General features: G+C 63.3%; 12 protein-coding genes and 1 pseudogene. 2 read left to right on the top strand and 11 right to left on the bottom strand.

What is annotated here, in order from left to right; genetic code table 11:
- Nucleotides 1-124: 124 nt before the first annotated feature.
- The 11 genes and pseudogenes from rpoB to P6U28_RS18155 form a co-directional block, all read right to left on the bottom strand.
- Complete coding sequence (gene rpoB, locus P6U28_RS18105; protein ID WP_122402690.1) at nt 125-4249, bottom strand: DNA-directed RNA polymerase subunit beta; 4125 nt, start codon at nt 4247-4249, stop codon at nt 125-127.
- Between the two features lie 517 nt (nt 4250-4766).
- Nucleotides 4767-5147: a 50S ribosomal protein L7/L12 gene (rplL, locus tag P6U28_RS18110; protein ID WP_122402689.1), complete on the bottom strand. Its 381-nt coding sequence runs from the start codon at nt 5145-5147 to the stop codon at nt 4767-4769.
- A 54-nt stretch (nt 5148-5201) separates the two neighbouring features.
- On the bottom strand, nt 5202-5720 hold the full coding sequence (gene rplJ, locus P6U28_RS18115) for a 50S ribosomal protein L10 (RefSeq protein ID WP_407122874.1): 519 nt from the start codon (nt 5718-5720) through the stop codon (nt 5202-5204).
- A 586-nt stretch (nt 5721-6306) separates the two neighbouring features.
- Nucleotides 6307-7259, bottom strand: a pseudogene (locus P6U28_RS18120) (2-hydroxyacid dehydrogenase).
- Between the two features lie 90 nt (nt 7260-7349).
- A complete protein-coding gene (rplA, locus tag P6U28_RS18125) occupies nt 7350-8042 on the bottom strand; it encodes a 50S ribosomal protein L1 (RefSeq protein WP_025037003.1) in 693 nt (230 codons plus the stop codon).
- Nucleotides 8043-8048: 6 nt separating this feature from the next.
- Nucleotides 8049-8477 carry a 50S ribosomal protein L11 gene (gene rplK, locus P6U28_RS18130; RefSeq protein WP_011088164.1) on the bottom strand — a complete coding sequence of 143 codons (429 nt, stop codon included), beginning with the start codon at nt 8475-8477 and terminating at the stop codon, nt 8049-8051.
- A gap of 133 nt (nt 8478-8610) precedes the next feature.
- Nucleotides 8611-9165, bottom strand: coding sequence for a transcription termination/antitermination protein NusG (gene nusG, locus P6U28_RS18135; RefSeq protein ID WP_028146088.1), 555 nt, complete (start codon nt 9163-9165; stop codon nt 8611-8613).
- Nucleotides 9165-9356, bottom strand: a complete 192-nt coding sequence (secE, locus tag P6U28_RS18140) for a preprotein translocase subunit SecE (RefSeq protein ID WP_122402687.1) — start codon at nt 9354-9356, stop codon at nt 9165-9167. Before secE ends, nusG begins: the two co-directional genes overlap by 1 nt.
- Nucleotides 9357-9679: 323 nt before the next feature.
- The gene (locus tag P6U28_RS18145) at nt 9680-10948 is read right to left on the bottom strand and encodes a methyltransferase domain-containing protein (protein WP_407122875.1); all 1269 of its coding nucleotides are present in this window, start codon (nt 10946-10948) and stop codon (nt 9680-9682) included.
- Nucleotides 10949-11030: 82 nt separating this feature from the next.
- The gene (locus P6U28_RS18150; protein ID WP_407122877.1) at nt 11031-12047 is read right to left on the bottom strand and encodes a lysylphosphatidylglycerol synthase transmembrane domain-containing protein; all 1017 of its coding nucleotides are present in this window, start codon (nt 12045-12047) and stop codon (nt 11031-11033) included.
- Between the two features lie 12 nt (nt 12048-12059).
- Nucleotides 12060-12647 (bottom strand): SIS domain-containing protein, encoded by a 588-nt coding sequence (locus tag P6U28_RS18155; RefSeq protein ID WP_407122878.1) that lies wholly within the window; start codon nt 12645-12647, stop codon nt 12060-12062.
- A gap of 165 nt (nt 12648-12812) precedes the next feature.
- On the opposite strand from P6U28_RS18155, the gene P6U28_RS18160 reads away from it, so the two are divergent.
- Complete coding sequence (locus P6U28_RS18160) at nt 12813-13829, top strand: SDR family oxidoreductase (protein WP_407122879.1); 1017 nt, start codon at nt 12813-12815, stop codon at nt 13827-13829.
- Between the two features lie 87 nt (nt 13830-13916).
- Nucleotides 13917-15482, top strand: coding sequence for a PfkB family carbohydrate kinase (locus P6U28_RS18165; protein ID WP_407122880.1), 1566 nt, complete (start codon nt 13917-13919; stop codon nt 15480-15482).
- Nucleotide 15483 lies beyond the last annotated feature (1 nt).

Genomic DNA, 15483 nt, shown 5'->3' on the forward strand with positions numbered 1-15483 from the left:
TCTCCTCGCGTGCCGGTCGCCTCCGGCCGCAAATTCGAAAATCACTCAAGCGGGGCGCCCTGCCCTCAAGGCCTCGGGAGGGGCGCCAATGCCCGGCCGTGAAGGCCGGGCATGACAGGTCGAATTACTCGGCCGCTTCCGACGTCGGCGCCGGTCCCATCTTGGAGTTGTGCAGGTCGACGTTGAGGCCGAGCGAGCGCATTTCCTTGACCAGCACGTTGAACGATTCCGGAATACCGGCCTCGAACGTGTCGTCGCCGCGCACGATCGCCTCGTACACCTTGGTGCGGCCGGCGACGTCGTCCGACTTCACCGTCAGCATCTCCTGGAGCGTGTACGCCGCGCCGTAAGCCTCGAGCGCCCACACCTCCATTTCGCCGAAGCGCTGACCGCCGAACTGCGCCTTGCCGCCCAGCGGCTGCTGGGTGACGAGCGAGTACGGACCGATCGAACGCGCATGGATCTTGTCGTCGACGAGATGGTGCAGCTTGAGCATGTAGATGTAGCCCACCGTCACCTTGCGATCGAACGGATCGCCGGTGCGGCCGTCATAGACGGTCGACTGCCCCGAAGCATCGAGACCGGCAAGCTTCAGCATCTCCTCGATATCGGCTTCCTTGGCACCGTCGAACACCGGCGTCGCGATCGGCACGCCGCGGCTGAGGTTATGGCCGAGTTCGAGCAGCTCGTTGTCGTTGAGCGACTTGATCGTCTCGTCCTCGCCGTAGACTCTCTTCAAGGTTTCCTTCAGCGGCTTGATGTCCTGCTTCGACAAATAGGCATCGACCGTCTGGCCGATACGCTTGCCGAGACCGGCGCAGGCCCAGCCGAGATGGGTCTCGAGGATCTGTCCGACGTTCATGCGCGAGGGCACGCCGAGCGGATTGAGCACGATGTCGGCATGCGTGCCGTCTTCGAGGAACGGCATGTCCTCGATCGGCACGATCTTCGACACCACGCCCTTGTTGCCGTGGCGGCCGGCCATCTTGTCGCCGGGCTGGATCTTGCGCTTCACCGCGACGAAGACCTTGACCATCTTCATCACGCCGGGCGGCAATTCGTCGCCGCGCTGAAGCTTCTCGACCTTGTCGAGGAAGCGCTGTTCCAGCCCCTTCTTCGACTCGTCGTACTGCTTTCGCATGGCCTCGATCTCGGCCATCAGCTTGTCGTTGGGCGAAGCGAACAGCCACCACTGCGACTTCGGGTACTCCTCGAGCACCGCACGGGTGATCTTGGTGTCCTTCTTGAAGCCCTTCGGACCCGCAATGCCCTGCCGCCCCTCGAGCAGCTCGGCAAGACGGTTGTAGACGTTGCGGTCCAGGATCGCCTGCTCGTCGTCGCGGTCCTTGGCGAGGCGCTCGATCTCTTCCCGCTCGATCGCCAGCGCACGCTCGTCCTTGTCGACGCCGTGACGGTTGAACACGCGCACTTCCACGATCGTGCCCTGCACGCCCGGAGGAACGCGCAGCGAGGTGTCGCGGACGTCGGAGGCCTTCTCGCCGAAGATGGCGCGCAGGAGCTTCTCTTCCGGCGTCATCGGGCTTTCGCCCTTCGGCGTGATCTTGCCGACGAGGATGTCACCGGCGCGCACTTCCGCACCGATGTAGACGATACCGGCTTCGTCGAGGTTCTTCAGCGCTTCTTCCGAGACGTTCGGAATGTCGCGGGTGATTTCCTCAGGTCCGAGCTTGGTGTCGCGGGCCATCACCTCGAACTCCTCGATGTGGATCGAGGTGAAGACGTCTTCCTTCACGATCCGCTCGGAGAGCAGGATCGAGTCTTCGAAGTTGTAGCCGTTCCACGGCATGAACGCGACCAGCACGTTCCGGCCGAGCGCGAGCTCGCCGAGATCGGTCGACGGACCGTCGGCGATGATGTCGCCCTTCTTGACGATGTCGCCGACCTTCACCAGCGGACGCTGGTTGATGCAGGTCGACTGGTTTGAGCGCTGGTACTTCATCAGACGGTAGATATCGACGCCCGACTTGGTCGGATCGAGATCTTCCGTGGCGCGGATGACGACGCGGGTGGCGTCGATCTGGTCGATCACGCCCGAGCGGCGCGCCGCGATCGCGGCGCCGGAGTCACGGGCAACGACGCCCTCCATGCCGGTGCCGACGAACGGCGCCTCGGCGCGGACCAGCGGCACCGCCTGGCGCTGCATGTTCGAGCCCATCAGCGCGCGGTTGGCGTCGTCGTTCTCGAGGAACGGGATCAGCGCCGCGGCGACCGAAACGAGCTGCTTCGGCGACACGTCCATGTAGTCGACCTTGTCGGGCGTCATCGGCACGACGTCGCGCGTCCCGCTCGAGCGGCAGACCACGAGGTCTTCGGTGAAGCGGCCCTTGGCGTCGACCGGCACGTTGGCCTGGGCCACGGAATAGCGCCCTTCCTCCATCGCCGACAGGTACACGACCTCGTCGGTGACACGACCATCCTTGACCTTCCGATACGGCGTCTCGACGAAGCCGTACTTGTTCACGCGCGCGAAGGTCGCGAGCGAGTTGATCAGGCCGATGTTCGGACCTTCCGGCGTCTCAATCGGGCAGATGCGGCCGTAATGCGTCGGATGCACGTCGCGCACCTCGAAGCCGGCGCGCTCGCGGGTCAGACCGCCCGGTCCAAGCGCCGAGAGACGGCGCTTGTGGGTGATCTCGCTGAGCGGGTTGGTCTGGTCCATGAACTGCGAGAGCTGCGAGGAGCCGAAGAACTCGCGCACGGCGGCAGCCGCAGGCTTCGCGTTGATCAGGTCCTGCGGCATGACCGTGTCGATGTCGACCGAGGACATGCGCTCCTTGATCGCGCGCTCCATGCGCAGCAGGCCGATGCGGTACTGGTTCTCCATGAGCTCGCCGACCGAACGCACACGGCGGTTGCCGAGATGGTCGATGTCGTCGATCTCGCCCTTGCCGTCGCGCAGATCCACCAGCGTCTTGATGACGGAGAGGATGTCCTCCTTGCGCAGCGTGCGCTGGGTGTCCGGCGCATCGAGGTCGAGGCGCATGTTCATCTTGACGCGGCCGACCGCGGAGAGGTCGTAGCGCTCGGCGTCGAAGAACAGCGACTGGAACATGGCCTGGGCCGATTCCAGCGTCGGCGGCTCGCCCGGACGCATGACGCGGTAGATGTCGAACAGCGCGTCCTCACGCGTCATGTTCTTGTCGGCCGCGAGCGTGTTGCGAATGTAGGGACCGACATTGACGTGGTCGATGTCGAGCAGCGGCAGCTCCTTGTAGCCCTGCTCGTTGAGAGCCTTCATCAGCTTGTCGGTGATCTCCTCGCCGGCTTCGGCGTGGATCTCGCCGGTCTTCGGATTGACGAGGTCCTCGGCGACGTAGTTGCCGACCAGCTCCTCGTCCGCCATGCGCAGCGCCTTCAGCCCCTTCTCCTGGAGCTGGCGGGCGGCGCGGACGGTGAGCTTCTTGCCGGCCTCGAGCACGACCTTGCCGGTGTCGGCATCGATCAGGTCGTTGACGGTCGAGTAGCCGCGGAAACGGTTGGCGTCGAACGGAACGCGCCAGCCTTCCTTGGTCCGCTTGTAGAGGATCTTCTTGTAGAACGTGGACAGGATCGCTTCGCCGTCGAGGCCGAGCGCGAACATCAGCGACGTCACCGGAATCTTGCGGCGACGGTCGATACGCGCATAGACGATGTCCTTGGCGTCGAACTCGATGTCGAGCCAGGAGCCGCGATACGGGATGACGCGCGCTGCGAACAGCAGCTTGCCCGAGGAATGGGTCTTGCCCTTGTCGTGATCGAAGAACACGCCGGGCGACCGGTGCATCTGCGAGACGATGACGCGCTCGGTGCCATTGACGATGAAGGTGCCGTTCATCGTCATGAGCGGGATGTCGCCCATGTAGACGTCCTGCTCCTTGATGTCCTTCACCGACTTGGCGCCGGTTTCCTCGTCGATATCGAACACGATGAGGCGCAGCGTCACCTTGAGGGGTGCGGCGAAGGTCATGCCGCGCTGGCGGCACTCGTCGACGTCGTATTTCGGCTGCTCGAACTCGTAGCGGACGAATTCCAGCATCGAGGTGCCCGAGAAGTCGGAGATCGGAAACACCGAGCGGAACACCGCCTGCAGACCCTCGTCGAGACGGCCGCCCGGGGGTTCGTCGACCATCAGGAACTGGTCATAGGACGCCTTCTGAACCTCGATGAGGTTCGGCATCTCGGCGACTTCCTTGATGTGTCCGAAGAACTTGCGAACGCGTTTGCGACCGGTGAATGTCTGCTGCGCCATCGTGGCCTCTCATTTTCGTCGCCCGCTCTGGGCGCGCCGTCCGGAACGCGGCTGCCACCGCTTTCCGGGTTGAATTTTCGAACCCGTCTTGGGGGCCAGAGACGCAGCTTCAGGTGCGAATGTCCTGAATCCGTTCTTCAGACCTTCAAAACGCAAAACGACGCGCGGGGCGCAGATGCGCGCCCGCCCGTCACAACGATCGTCTTCACGGACTGCAAAAGCCCGAAATAGCCTGCTCTCCCAACGGCTTACAGGGAAATCCGGCATCCCTGCCCACCGCGCTTTCGTGCTGCCGACCCGATATGGGGCGACAATAGTGCAGATTCGAGGGTCAAACCCTCAAATCCCCACACTTTTTCGTGTTCGGCCTGCGTAGGGTCGTTCCGTCGCATGCCTTTTGCATTCGGCCCCTGTCTTTCAGGTCGTCATGGCCGGGCTTGACCCGGCCATCCACGATCTTCGGACGAGATCCCGGGCCTCGCTTCGCGAGCCCGGGATTTCGCTGAAGTAACTTGCGTTACTTCAGCTCGACCTTCGCGCCAGCCTTCTCGAGCTGGGCCTTGATCTTGTCGGCTTCTTCCTTGTTCACGCCTTCCTTCAGCGGCTTCGGAGCACCCTCGACGAGGTCCTTTGCTTCCTTCAGGCCGAGACCGGTGATGGCGCGGACTTCCTTGATGACCTCGATCTTCTTGTCGCCGGCGCTGGCGAGAACGACCGTGAACTCGGTCTTCTCTTCCGCCGGAGCGGCAGCGCCGCCGCCAGCACCCGCCGGGCCGGCCACGGCGACAGCCGCGGCAGCCGAAACGCCCCACTTCTCTTCGAGGAGCTTCGCGAGTTCAGCAGCTTCGAGCACGGTGAGGCTCGAGAGGTCGTCAACGATCTTCTGCAAGTCAGCCATTGTTCAGTTTCCTTGAGTGTAAGTCTGGTTCGGGTTTGAGTTTTGCGAAGGGCGTCAGGCCGCTTCGCCCTTTGAGGCATGAGCCTGGATGACGCGCGCGAGCTTGCCCGCGGGAGCGTTGGCGAGCTGGGCCAGCTTGGTCGCCGGGGCCACGATGAGGCCGACGATCTTGCCGCGCAGTTCGTCAAGCGACGGCAGCGAGGCAAGCGCCTTCACGCCGTCGACATTCAGGACGGTCTTCCCCATCGATCCGCCGACGATGACGAACCTTTCGTTCGCCTTGGCGAATTCGATGGCGACCTTCGGCGCCGCTACCGGATCGTTCGAAGTGGCGATCACGGTCGGTCCCTTCAGCATGGGACCGATGGCAACGACGTCAGTGCCTTCAAGAGCAATTTTGGCGAGACGGTTCTTCGAGACCTTCACCGCAGCGCCCGCCTGCTTCATCTGCTGGCGCAGCTTCTGCATCTGGGCGACGGTGAGGCCGGAATATTGAGCAACGACCGCGACGCTCGTGGTCTTGAAGACCTCATTGAGCTGTTCGACCGCTTCTTTTTTTGCCGCTCGTTCCACAGCAAGCTCTCTCCGGTTGGCGGTCATCGCGAGAAGCGGGACCGCCGGGTTGCACCCATCGTCCCGCCCAAACCTGAACCTCCGGGTCAAAAACCCATCAGACACGCCGGGCAAGACGACAATTCAAAGCCTGCCCTCCGGGAGCCCGTTAGAGGCCCACGGCGTGTCGAGGTCCGAACCAGACCCTTTTCGCGAAGCCAGCCCTTAAAGCTGGGTGCGAAGTGAAATCCGGTCTTCACCCGTCTATGCAGGCCATGCGATTAAGCCGTTGAGAAATCGAAATTTCCCGCGGGCGCCTGCAGTCTTGGACAGGACAAGGTCAGCCGGCGAACCGTCCGACCTCTGCCCGCACCCCAGCCAACCGACGGGTTTTCCTTCCTTTTCCGGCAAATCCTTGCGGACGTCCTGAAAAGGAATGATCTCCTGCCGTGTCGGGTTTTCGGAATGCGTGCACGGACGCGCCAGCCGAGGCCGGCACGTCCGGAGGCGGTTCTTTAACCGCTCCGGGCCTGCTTGCCAAGAGCAAAATTCACACCAGTTCCAAGCTATTGCCGACAGGGCTTGGGATGGCCCAACAGGGACCGATTCAGGCCGATTTGACGGCGTAAGGCAGCGGCTTGCCCTCGAAAAACGCCGCCAGGTTCGCCAGCACACAATTCTGCATGGCAACGTGCGAGTCCAGGGTGTGGCCGCCGATATGGGGGCGAACACGACGTTCGGGAGCGCGGTCAGCGCGTCGGGCGCGTGCGGTTCCTTCTCGAAGACGTCGAGGCCGGCCCCCGCGATGGTCTTGTCGGTGAGCGCCGCGACCAGGGCCTTCTCGTCGACGACGGAGCCGCGGGAGATGTTGACGACGTAGCCGTCCGCGCCGATTCGCCTGAGGATATCGGCGTTGACGACATGTTGGGTCTCGGCCCCTGCCCGCACCGCGATCATCAGCACGCTGCACCAGTCGGCCAGCGCCTCCAGCGACGGGAAATATTGATAGGGCAGATCGTATTTGGTGCGACTGTAGTAGCCGACCTCGCTCTCGAAAGCGACGCAGCGCGCGGCGATCTTGCGTCCGATCTCGCCCATGCCATAGACGCCGATGCGGCGGCCGGGCATGCCGGCCTGGGGACGCATCATCGGCGATTGTTTCGAGGCCGCCCAGTCGCCGCTGCGGACATACTGGTCGGCCACCAAAATCCGCCGCGTCGTCGCCAGCATCAGGGTCATCGCAATGTCAGCGACGGAAGCCGCATTTGCGCCCGGACTGTGGCCGACCGCGATATTGCGGGCGGCGGCGGCCTTCAGGTCGACGCCGTCATAGCCGGTGCCGTAGCAGACGATGACGCCGAGCTTTGGAAACAGGTCCATCGCCTCTGCCCCCAGCGGCGAGCCGCCCGCGGTCAGCAGCGCACGGATGCCGCCGAGCACGTCGGCCGGAAACACCTCCCGCGCCGGCTTGCCGCCGGTGTCGAGCAGTTCGAACCGCTCGGCGAAACGCACCATCATCGACTTGGGAAAGCGCGAGTAGATCAGGACCTTGTCAGCCATTGTTCTTGTTTCCAGTCAACGCCACCACAAACGACGAGGGGCGGAATCGGTCGCCCAATTCCGCCCCCCGCCTCATGCAATTTTCAAACTTCAGCCGAGAATGGTCCCCGGCTCGACCTTCACGCCGGGGCCCATCGTCGAGGACACCGCAACGCGCTGGATGTAGGTGCCCTTGGAACCGGCCGGCTTCGCCTTGGAGACGGCGTCCGCGAGAGCCTTGATGTTCTCGACCAGCTTCTCCTCGGAGAACGAGGCCTTGCCGACACCGGCCTGCAGAATGCCGGCCTTCTCGACCCGGAACTCGACCGAGCCGCCCTTGGCACCCTTCACCGCACCTGTGACGTCCATGGTCACGGTGCCGATCTTCGGGTTCGGCATCAGGCCGCGCGGGCCGAGCACCTTACCGAGGCGGCCGACCAGCGGCATCATGTCGGGGGTGGCGATGCAGCGGTCGAAATCGATCGTGCCGTTCTGCACCTTCTCGACCAGGTCCTCGGCGCCGACGACGTCGGCACCCGCAGCCTTGGCCTCATCGGCCTTGGCGCCGCGGGCGAACACGCCGACGCGGAGCGTACGGCCGGTGCCGTTCGGCAGGGTCACGACGCCGCGGACCATCTGGTCGGCGTGACGCGGATCGACGCCGAGATTGATGGCGACCTCGATGGTCTCGTCGAACTTCGCTTTCGCGCGCTCCTTGACCATCTTGATGGCGTCCGCGAGCGGGTAAAGCTTTTCGCGGTCAATGCCTTCGCGGGCTTTGTTCAAACGCTTTCCGATTGCCATGGCCGCTTACCCCGCAACTTCCAGACCCATCGAACGGGCGGAGCCCTCGACCATCTTCATGGCCGATTCGATGGTGTCGCAATTCAAGTCCTTCATCTTCTTCTCGGCGATCTCGCGCACCTGCGCCTTGGTCACCTTGCCGGCCTTGTCACGGCCCGGCGCCTTCGAGCCGGACTGGATCTTGGCCGCCTGCTTGAGGAAGTAGGACATCGGCGGCGTCTTCATCTCGAAGGTGAAGGAACGGTCCGCATAGATGGTGATGATCACCGGGATCGGGGTGTTCTTCTCTTCCTTCTGGGTCTGGGCGTTGAACGCCTTGCAGAACTCCATGATGTTGAGACCGCGCTGACCGAGCGCGGGACCGATCGGGGGCGAAGGATTCGCCGCACCGGCCGGGACCTGAAGCTTCAGGTATCCGGTCACTTTCTTTGCCATGTATCACTCCTGTTGTGCCGGCGATTGCCGGCGGTTTCAGGTTCGTGGTCTGGGTCGGATGCGGCTGGCAACCGCCCTCTCCCTCCCACGGCCTCTCTTTGCGCGAAGCCTTTCGGCCTCACGCGTTACCCGGTCAGACCTTCTCGACCTGACCGAATTCCAGCTCGACCGGCGTCGCGCGGCCGAAGATCGACACCGCGACCTTCACGCGCGAGCGCGCCTCATCGATTTCCTCGACCACACCCGAGAACGAGGCGAACGGGCCGTCGGCCACGCGCACGTTCTCGCCGATCTCGAACGACACCGACGCCTTCGGCCGTTCCACGCCTTCCTGCACCTGGTGCAGGATGCGCATGGCCTCGGCTTCCGAGATCGGCATCGGCTTGTTTTCCGCGCCGAGGAAGCCGGTGACCTTCGGCGTGTTCTTGATCAGATGGAACGCCTCGTCGGTCAACTTCATCTTCACCAGCACGTAACCCGGGAAGAACTTGCGCTCGGCGTCGATCTTGCGGCCGCGGCGCACTTCCGTGACCTTCTCGGTCGGAACCAGCACCAGCTCGAACAAATCCTCGAGCCCACGCTGCTTGGCCTGCTCGCGGATCGATTCGGCGACCTTCTTCTCGAAGTTCGAATAGGCGTGGACGATGTACCAGCGCTTGTCGGACACTTGAGCGGTTGCTGTTGCCATCAGTGAATGCCCAGGACGAAGGTGATGAGGTAGCGGATGATCTGGTCGGCGGCGAAGAAGAAGATCGAGGCCAGCGCGACCATGACGAACACCATGATGGTGGTGATCGTCGTCTCGCGGCGGGTCGGCCAAGTGACCTTGGCAGTCTCCGAGCGCACTTCCTGCAAGAACTTGAACGGGCTGACTGCCATCGTCTAGGGTCCAGCGTCCGTCGACAGACGCGAATGAATTTCAGGGATCCGAACAGCCGACGTTGGCCCAGCCCTCTGTCTCGAAGGATGAGCCGGAAACCGGGCTCGATTGTTCGGGGATTTCAAAGCCGCGCCGGAGATCCGCGTCTAACGGGCCGGCTGCGAGTGCGGGGTATCTACTGCGGATGGGGCCAAAGGTCAAGATATAGAGAGTTCGTGCGGGCAAGCCGCCTTCCCCCGGACGGCCGTGCAGAGACCATGTGGATCAAGGGGTTATCCACCGCCCGCAAGGCGCCGGGGAGACCATCGGCAGCCCGGCACAGTCAGTCGGCCCGATCCACCATGGAAATGCCAGGCAGCGGCACCACGAACTTTCCACCTTCGGCGAAATAGCGAGCGTGCTTTGCCCGGATCGGGTCGACATAGCGCCAGGCGAAGACCACGACGAAGGCGGGCTTGCGCTCGTAAAGGGCGGCCGGAGGCAGAATCGGAATGTCGTAACCCGGGCCGGCCATCACGTTCCCCTTTTTTGGGTCGTCGTCCACCAGGAAGTCGATCTTGTTCTCCAGGCCGAACTGCGGAAGCAGGGTCGTGGTGCCGACCGAGACGCCGTAGCCGGCGACCAGCTGACCACGCGCATGGGCGGCATCCGCCATCGCGACCAGCTCGTCGCGGATGGCAGCGATCCTCTTCACATAGGGCGCATAATAGGCCGGCTGATCGACACCGAGCCGGTCCTCCTCCGCGATGAAGCGCGCGACCTCCGCGGACGGCTTCTTCGCACCGCCGGCGCGCTGGACCGTCACGCGGATCGAGCCGCCCTTGGTCCAGATGTGCTGGACGTCGATCACTTCCATGCCAAGCCGGGCGAAGAAGCGCGTCAGCGGCTTGATGTTAAAATAGGACAGATGCTCGTGATAGACGGTGTCGAGCAGGTTCTTCTCGGTGACATCGACGCCGTATTGCGTTTCGAACACGAACAATCCGTCCGGCGCAAGCACGTCGCGAACCCCGATCACCAGCGGATCGAGATTGTCGACATTGGCGATCATGTTGTTGGCGATCACGACGCTCGCCGCACCATGGCTCTGCAGGATGCGGTGCCCGATCGCATCGGTGAAGAAATCGCCGATAGTCTCGATTCCCGCTTCCGTCGCGCGCCGCGCGATGTCGACTGCAGGATCGACACCCAGCACACGCATGCCGCGCTCCTTGAAGAAGCCGAGCAGCGATCCGTCGTTGCTGCCGAGCTCGACGACCAGCGAACCCGGCGCGATGCCGAAGCGGCTGACGACGTCGTTGGCATAGCCTGCGAAATGCTCCCGCAGGCCGAGCGAGAGCGAGGTTGTATAGACGTAGTTGCGGTACTGGATCTCCGGATTGCCGACATGGAGAATCTGGAGATGGCCGCAGTCCCTGCACAGATGCAGCGCCATCGGTACCGCAGCCCGGAAGACGGGATCGTCGACGCTGGCGTTCGGCACCTGGAAGTTCGGCGTGCCAATGGGCATGCCTGCCATCGGGACGACCAGCTCTTGCTTGTCCGAATGACACAGGCGGCAGGTATGGCGGACGTAGAACAGGTTTTTCATCGTGGGACCGAAAAATGAGATGCGCGAGCGAGTGAGATAATCCCACCCTGTGAAGACCAGATCGGCAATGGGCTCAAGCGGGTCATGGGTGGCTCGAGGCTTCCTTACCCAGTTCGTAGCTGGGAGCTTCCTGCGCCGCCTGGGCCGCTTTGTCCGCCGAATACGAGCCACGCTCCGGACTGGCGAGCCAGATGACACCGCCGACGAGCCCGATGATCACGCTGATGGCCCCCAGCAGGAGCGACACTGACAGCGCCTCCTCGGACGGCACACCCGCCAGGCCGAGGCAGGCGACCATCGCCCCCTCACGCACGCCCCAGCCGCTGATTGAGATCGGAACGGCCGTCAACAGCACAACCGGCGGAATCAGGATGCCCGCGTCCAGGATCGAAAGCTGCGCTCCGACACCGCGCGCCAAGGCGTAGCAAGCCGCAGCGGTCACGAGATGGATGAGGAGCGCCGATCCGAAAAGCAGCGCGCGGCTCTCGGACTGCAGGAGAAGAAACCTGACCAGCGTTCCGAACCGGACGAAGCTTGCGATCGCGGGAAGCGCGATGAGGCGTTTCGGCAGACGACCGAGCGTCAACAGGATCACGGTGCCGGCGACGCCCGCCAGCGTCAGTCCGCCAATGGCCAGGATCGCGGCCTGATTGGACACGCGGGACAGCAGAAACGGCAATCCGGCCGCCATCAGCACGACCAGCCCGATCAACGCGGTGAAGCGGTCTGCCGCAACGCCCTTGACCGCCTGCGGCCACTGCACGCCACGCTGGCGCAGCAGCCACATCCGCACCGCGTCTCCGCCGACCGATGAGGGCAACACCTGATTGAACCAGAGGCTGATCATGAGGATCCGCCAGCCCGCGCGCCAGTCGAGCGACACGCCGAGCGCGCGCATGATCAGCTCCCACCGTCCGTTGAGCACGAAGGTCTGAAAGAAGATCAGCGCAAGCGCGGCGCCGAACAGGACGGGATCGACCGAGACAAGATGATTGCGCAACTGGCGCAGGTCGAGACCACGCGCGATGTAGACCAGCACGGCAATCGAGAGCAGCAGCTTCACCGAAAACAGGGCCGCATGCTTGAATCGCGACTGCATCAGATGCCCGCCTCAGGACGCCGGATATTCCGCACGACCGATGACGAGGTCGATCGCGGCCATCATCCAGAACTGGTGCGTGGTCTCGACGATGTTGTAGCTGCGGCTGTCGACCCAGAAATTGACGTCACCGAGATTGCGCAGCGGATTGTCCGCATTCATGCCCGACAGCGTGATCACGTCGAGCTTCATCGCGCGCGCCTGCGTAACCGCGTTGAGGATGTTCTTCGAGCGCCCCGACGAGCTGATCGCGACGAGGCAATCGCCGGTACGGGCATTGAGCCGCACGGCATGTGCGATCCAGTCCTCGAACCCGTAATCGTTGGCAAGGCACGACATCATGCTCGCATCGCTGAAGCAGAGTGCAGGCACCGATGCATTCTTCGCCAGATCGATCGCCAGATGCGAGGCGATGCCGGCCGAGCCGCCATTGCCGATGAAGATGACGCGACCGCCATGCTCGCGCGCGCGCAACCAGGACGCGCGTGTGGCGGAGATCCTGGCAAAAATACCGTCATCGACGGCCGTCGCGCGATGCAGGCGCCCGACGTAATCGTCGAGGAAGGCCTTGTGATCTGGATCGACGGTCTCGGCAGGCATGGGCTGGCGGCTCGATTGCAACATGATCGGGTGATACCGGCTATTACCGAGGATTGCAAAGGTATAATACTTGCAAAGTTTGCGAGCGGCTGGTAGTCGGCTTTCGGGTTTCACTCAACATTGGCGGGCCTGTTTCGCTGGGCATTCGCGTCACGGATGTTCCCCATGAAATGCATCGTTACTGGCGGCGCCGGTTTCATTGGAAGTCACCTCGTCGATCGCCTGCTCGTTGACGGTCACGAAGTCACAGCGCTCGACAATTTCGTGATCGGACGCGCCGAAAATCTGGCCGCGCATGCCGGTTCGGATCGGTTGAAGGTTGTGCGGGCGGACGTCACCGACCTCGACGCGATCAAACCGTATTTCCACGGCGTGGATTGGGTCTTCCATCTCGCCGCGCTGGCCGACATCGTTCCCTCGATCGAGTCGCCGATCCCCTATCATCGCGCCAATGTCGACGGCACGGTCAACGTTCTCGAAGCCGCGCGGCACGCGGGAGCGAGCCGCTTCGTCTATGCGGCGTCCTCGTCCTGCTACGGCATTCCCGACGTCTATCCGACGCCGGAGAGCGCCGAGATCCGGCCGATGTATCCCTACGCGCTCACCAAGAATCTCGGCGAGCAGTGCGTCATGCATTGGTGCCAGGTCTACAAGCTGCCTGCCGTGGCGCTGCGCCTGTTCAACGTGTTCGGACCGCGCCATCGCACCACCGGCACCTACGGTGCCGTGTTCGGCGTGTTCATGGCGCAGAAGCTCGCAGGCAAGCCCTTCACGGTGGTCGGCGATGGCGAGCAGACCCGCGACTTCACCTTCGTCAGCGATGTCGCCGATGCCTTCGTGACCGCTGCGCGCTCCGATGTCTCGCACGAGATATTCAACGTCGGCTCGGACAACACCTACAGCGTCAACCGGCTGGTCGAGCTGCTCGGCGGCGACAAGGTCCACATTCCCAAGCGCCCCGGCGAGCCCGACTGCACCTACGCCGACATCAGCAAGATCAAGCGTATCCTGAAATGGACGCCGAAGGTGAAGTTCGAGGACGGCGTCGCGACGATGTTGAAATCGATGGACCAGTACAAGGACGCTCCGCTGTGGACGGTGGACAAGATCGCCGATGCAACCAAGGATTGGTTCAAATATCTCGGTGACGACAACGCCACGCCGCAGAAGGCAAGCCGTTGAGCAGGTTCGTTCAGTCCCGACATTTGCCGCCAGCCGATCATTTCCGGGCCGGCCATCTGAGACCTACCGTCGCTTTGGGTACTTCACATGGATAATGCTGCGACAGACAAGCCGACCGGCCATCCTGCACCGCACGAGAAGATCAAGACGATCGAGGAGCTGGGCGAGATTGCGCGCGCCGCGCAGGCAAAGGGGCTGACCGTCGCGCTCTGCCACGGCGTGTTCGATCTGGTGCACCTCGGCCACGTCCGGCACATCCTGGCGGCGCGCAACGAGGCCGATGTGGTCATCGTGACCATCACCGCGGACCGTTTCGTCAACAAGGGTCCGGGGCGGCCGATCTTTCCCGAAAACATGCGCGCCGAGATGCTGGCCGCGCTCGGCACGGTCGACTGGGTTGGCATCAACCGGACCTCCAGCGCCGAGCCGGTCCTCGATACCGTACGCCCCGACATCTATGTGAAGGGCTCGGACTACGAAAACCCTGAAGATGACGTCACCGGCAAGATCGCCACTGAGCGAGAGGCCGTCGAGCGCCATGGCGGCCGCATCGTCTTCACGCGCGACGTGACCTTCAGCTCCTCGTCGCTGCTGAACCGCTACTTCGACATCTACGACCCCCCTCTGCGCGACTACCTTCAGAAGGTGCGCGAAGGCGGCGGCGCCGAGCGCCTCCTGAAGCTGATCGACAAGATCCAGGACATGCACGTCGTGCTGGTCGGCGATACCATCATCGACGAATACCAGTACGTCACGGCGCTCGGAAAGGCCTCCAAGGAGAACATCGTCGCCACCCTGCTCAAGAACGGCGAGCAATTTGCCGGCGGCGTCATCGCGGCGGCCAATCACGTCGCAAGCTTCTGCAAATCGGTCGAGATCGTCACCACGCTCGGTGGCAACGACTACCCTGAAGAGTTCATTCGCGCGCATGTCCGCCCGAATGTCACGCTCACGCCGATCCGCGTTCAGGGCCGTCCGACGACCCGCAAATTGCGGTACGTCGAGATGGGCTACCTGCACAAGCTGTTCGAAGTCTACACGATGGACGACACGCCGCTCGACGAGACCGCGCGCAAGGAGATCGACCGCGTCACGGCGGAGCGCGTGCGCGGCGCGGACGTGGTCATCGTCACCGATTTCGGTCACGGCATGATCGCATCCAGCACGATCGACACGTTGATCAAGAATTCCAAGTTCCTGGCGGTCAACGCCCAGAGCAACAGCGGCAACCACGGCTACAACCTGATCACGAAGTATCCGCGAGCCGACTACATCTGCATCGACGCGCCGGAAGCCCGGCTGGCCGCCACCGACAAGTTCAACGACATCGCTTCGGTGATCGAGGACGGCCTGCACCGCAAGGTCGATTGCGACAACATGATCATCACGCACGGCTCCTTCGGCTGCTACCCCTTTTCGTCGAAGACCGGCGTCGCGCGCGTGCCCGCTTTCACCAAGACCGTCGTCGACACAGTCGGCGCCGGCGATGCCTTCCTGACGATTACGGCGCCGCTGGTGGCGGCCGGCGGCAACATCGAGGACGTCGCCTTCATCGGCAATGCGGCGGGCGCGATCAAGGTCGGCATTGTCGGTCACCGCAACTCGGTCGAAAAGGCCCCGCTGGTCAAATTCGTCACCGCATTGTTGAAATAGC

The sequence above is a fragment of the Bradyrhizobium sp. STM 3561 genome (genome assembly GCF_045571455.1).
In the GTDB taxonomy this organism is placed as follows: domain Bacteria; phylum Pseudomonadota; class Alphaproteobacteria; order Rhizobiales; family Xanthobacteraceae; genus Bradyrhizobium; species Bradyrhizobium vignae.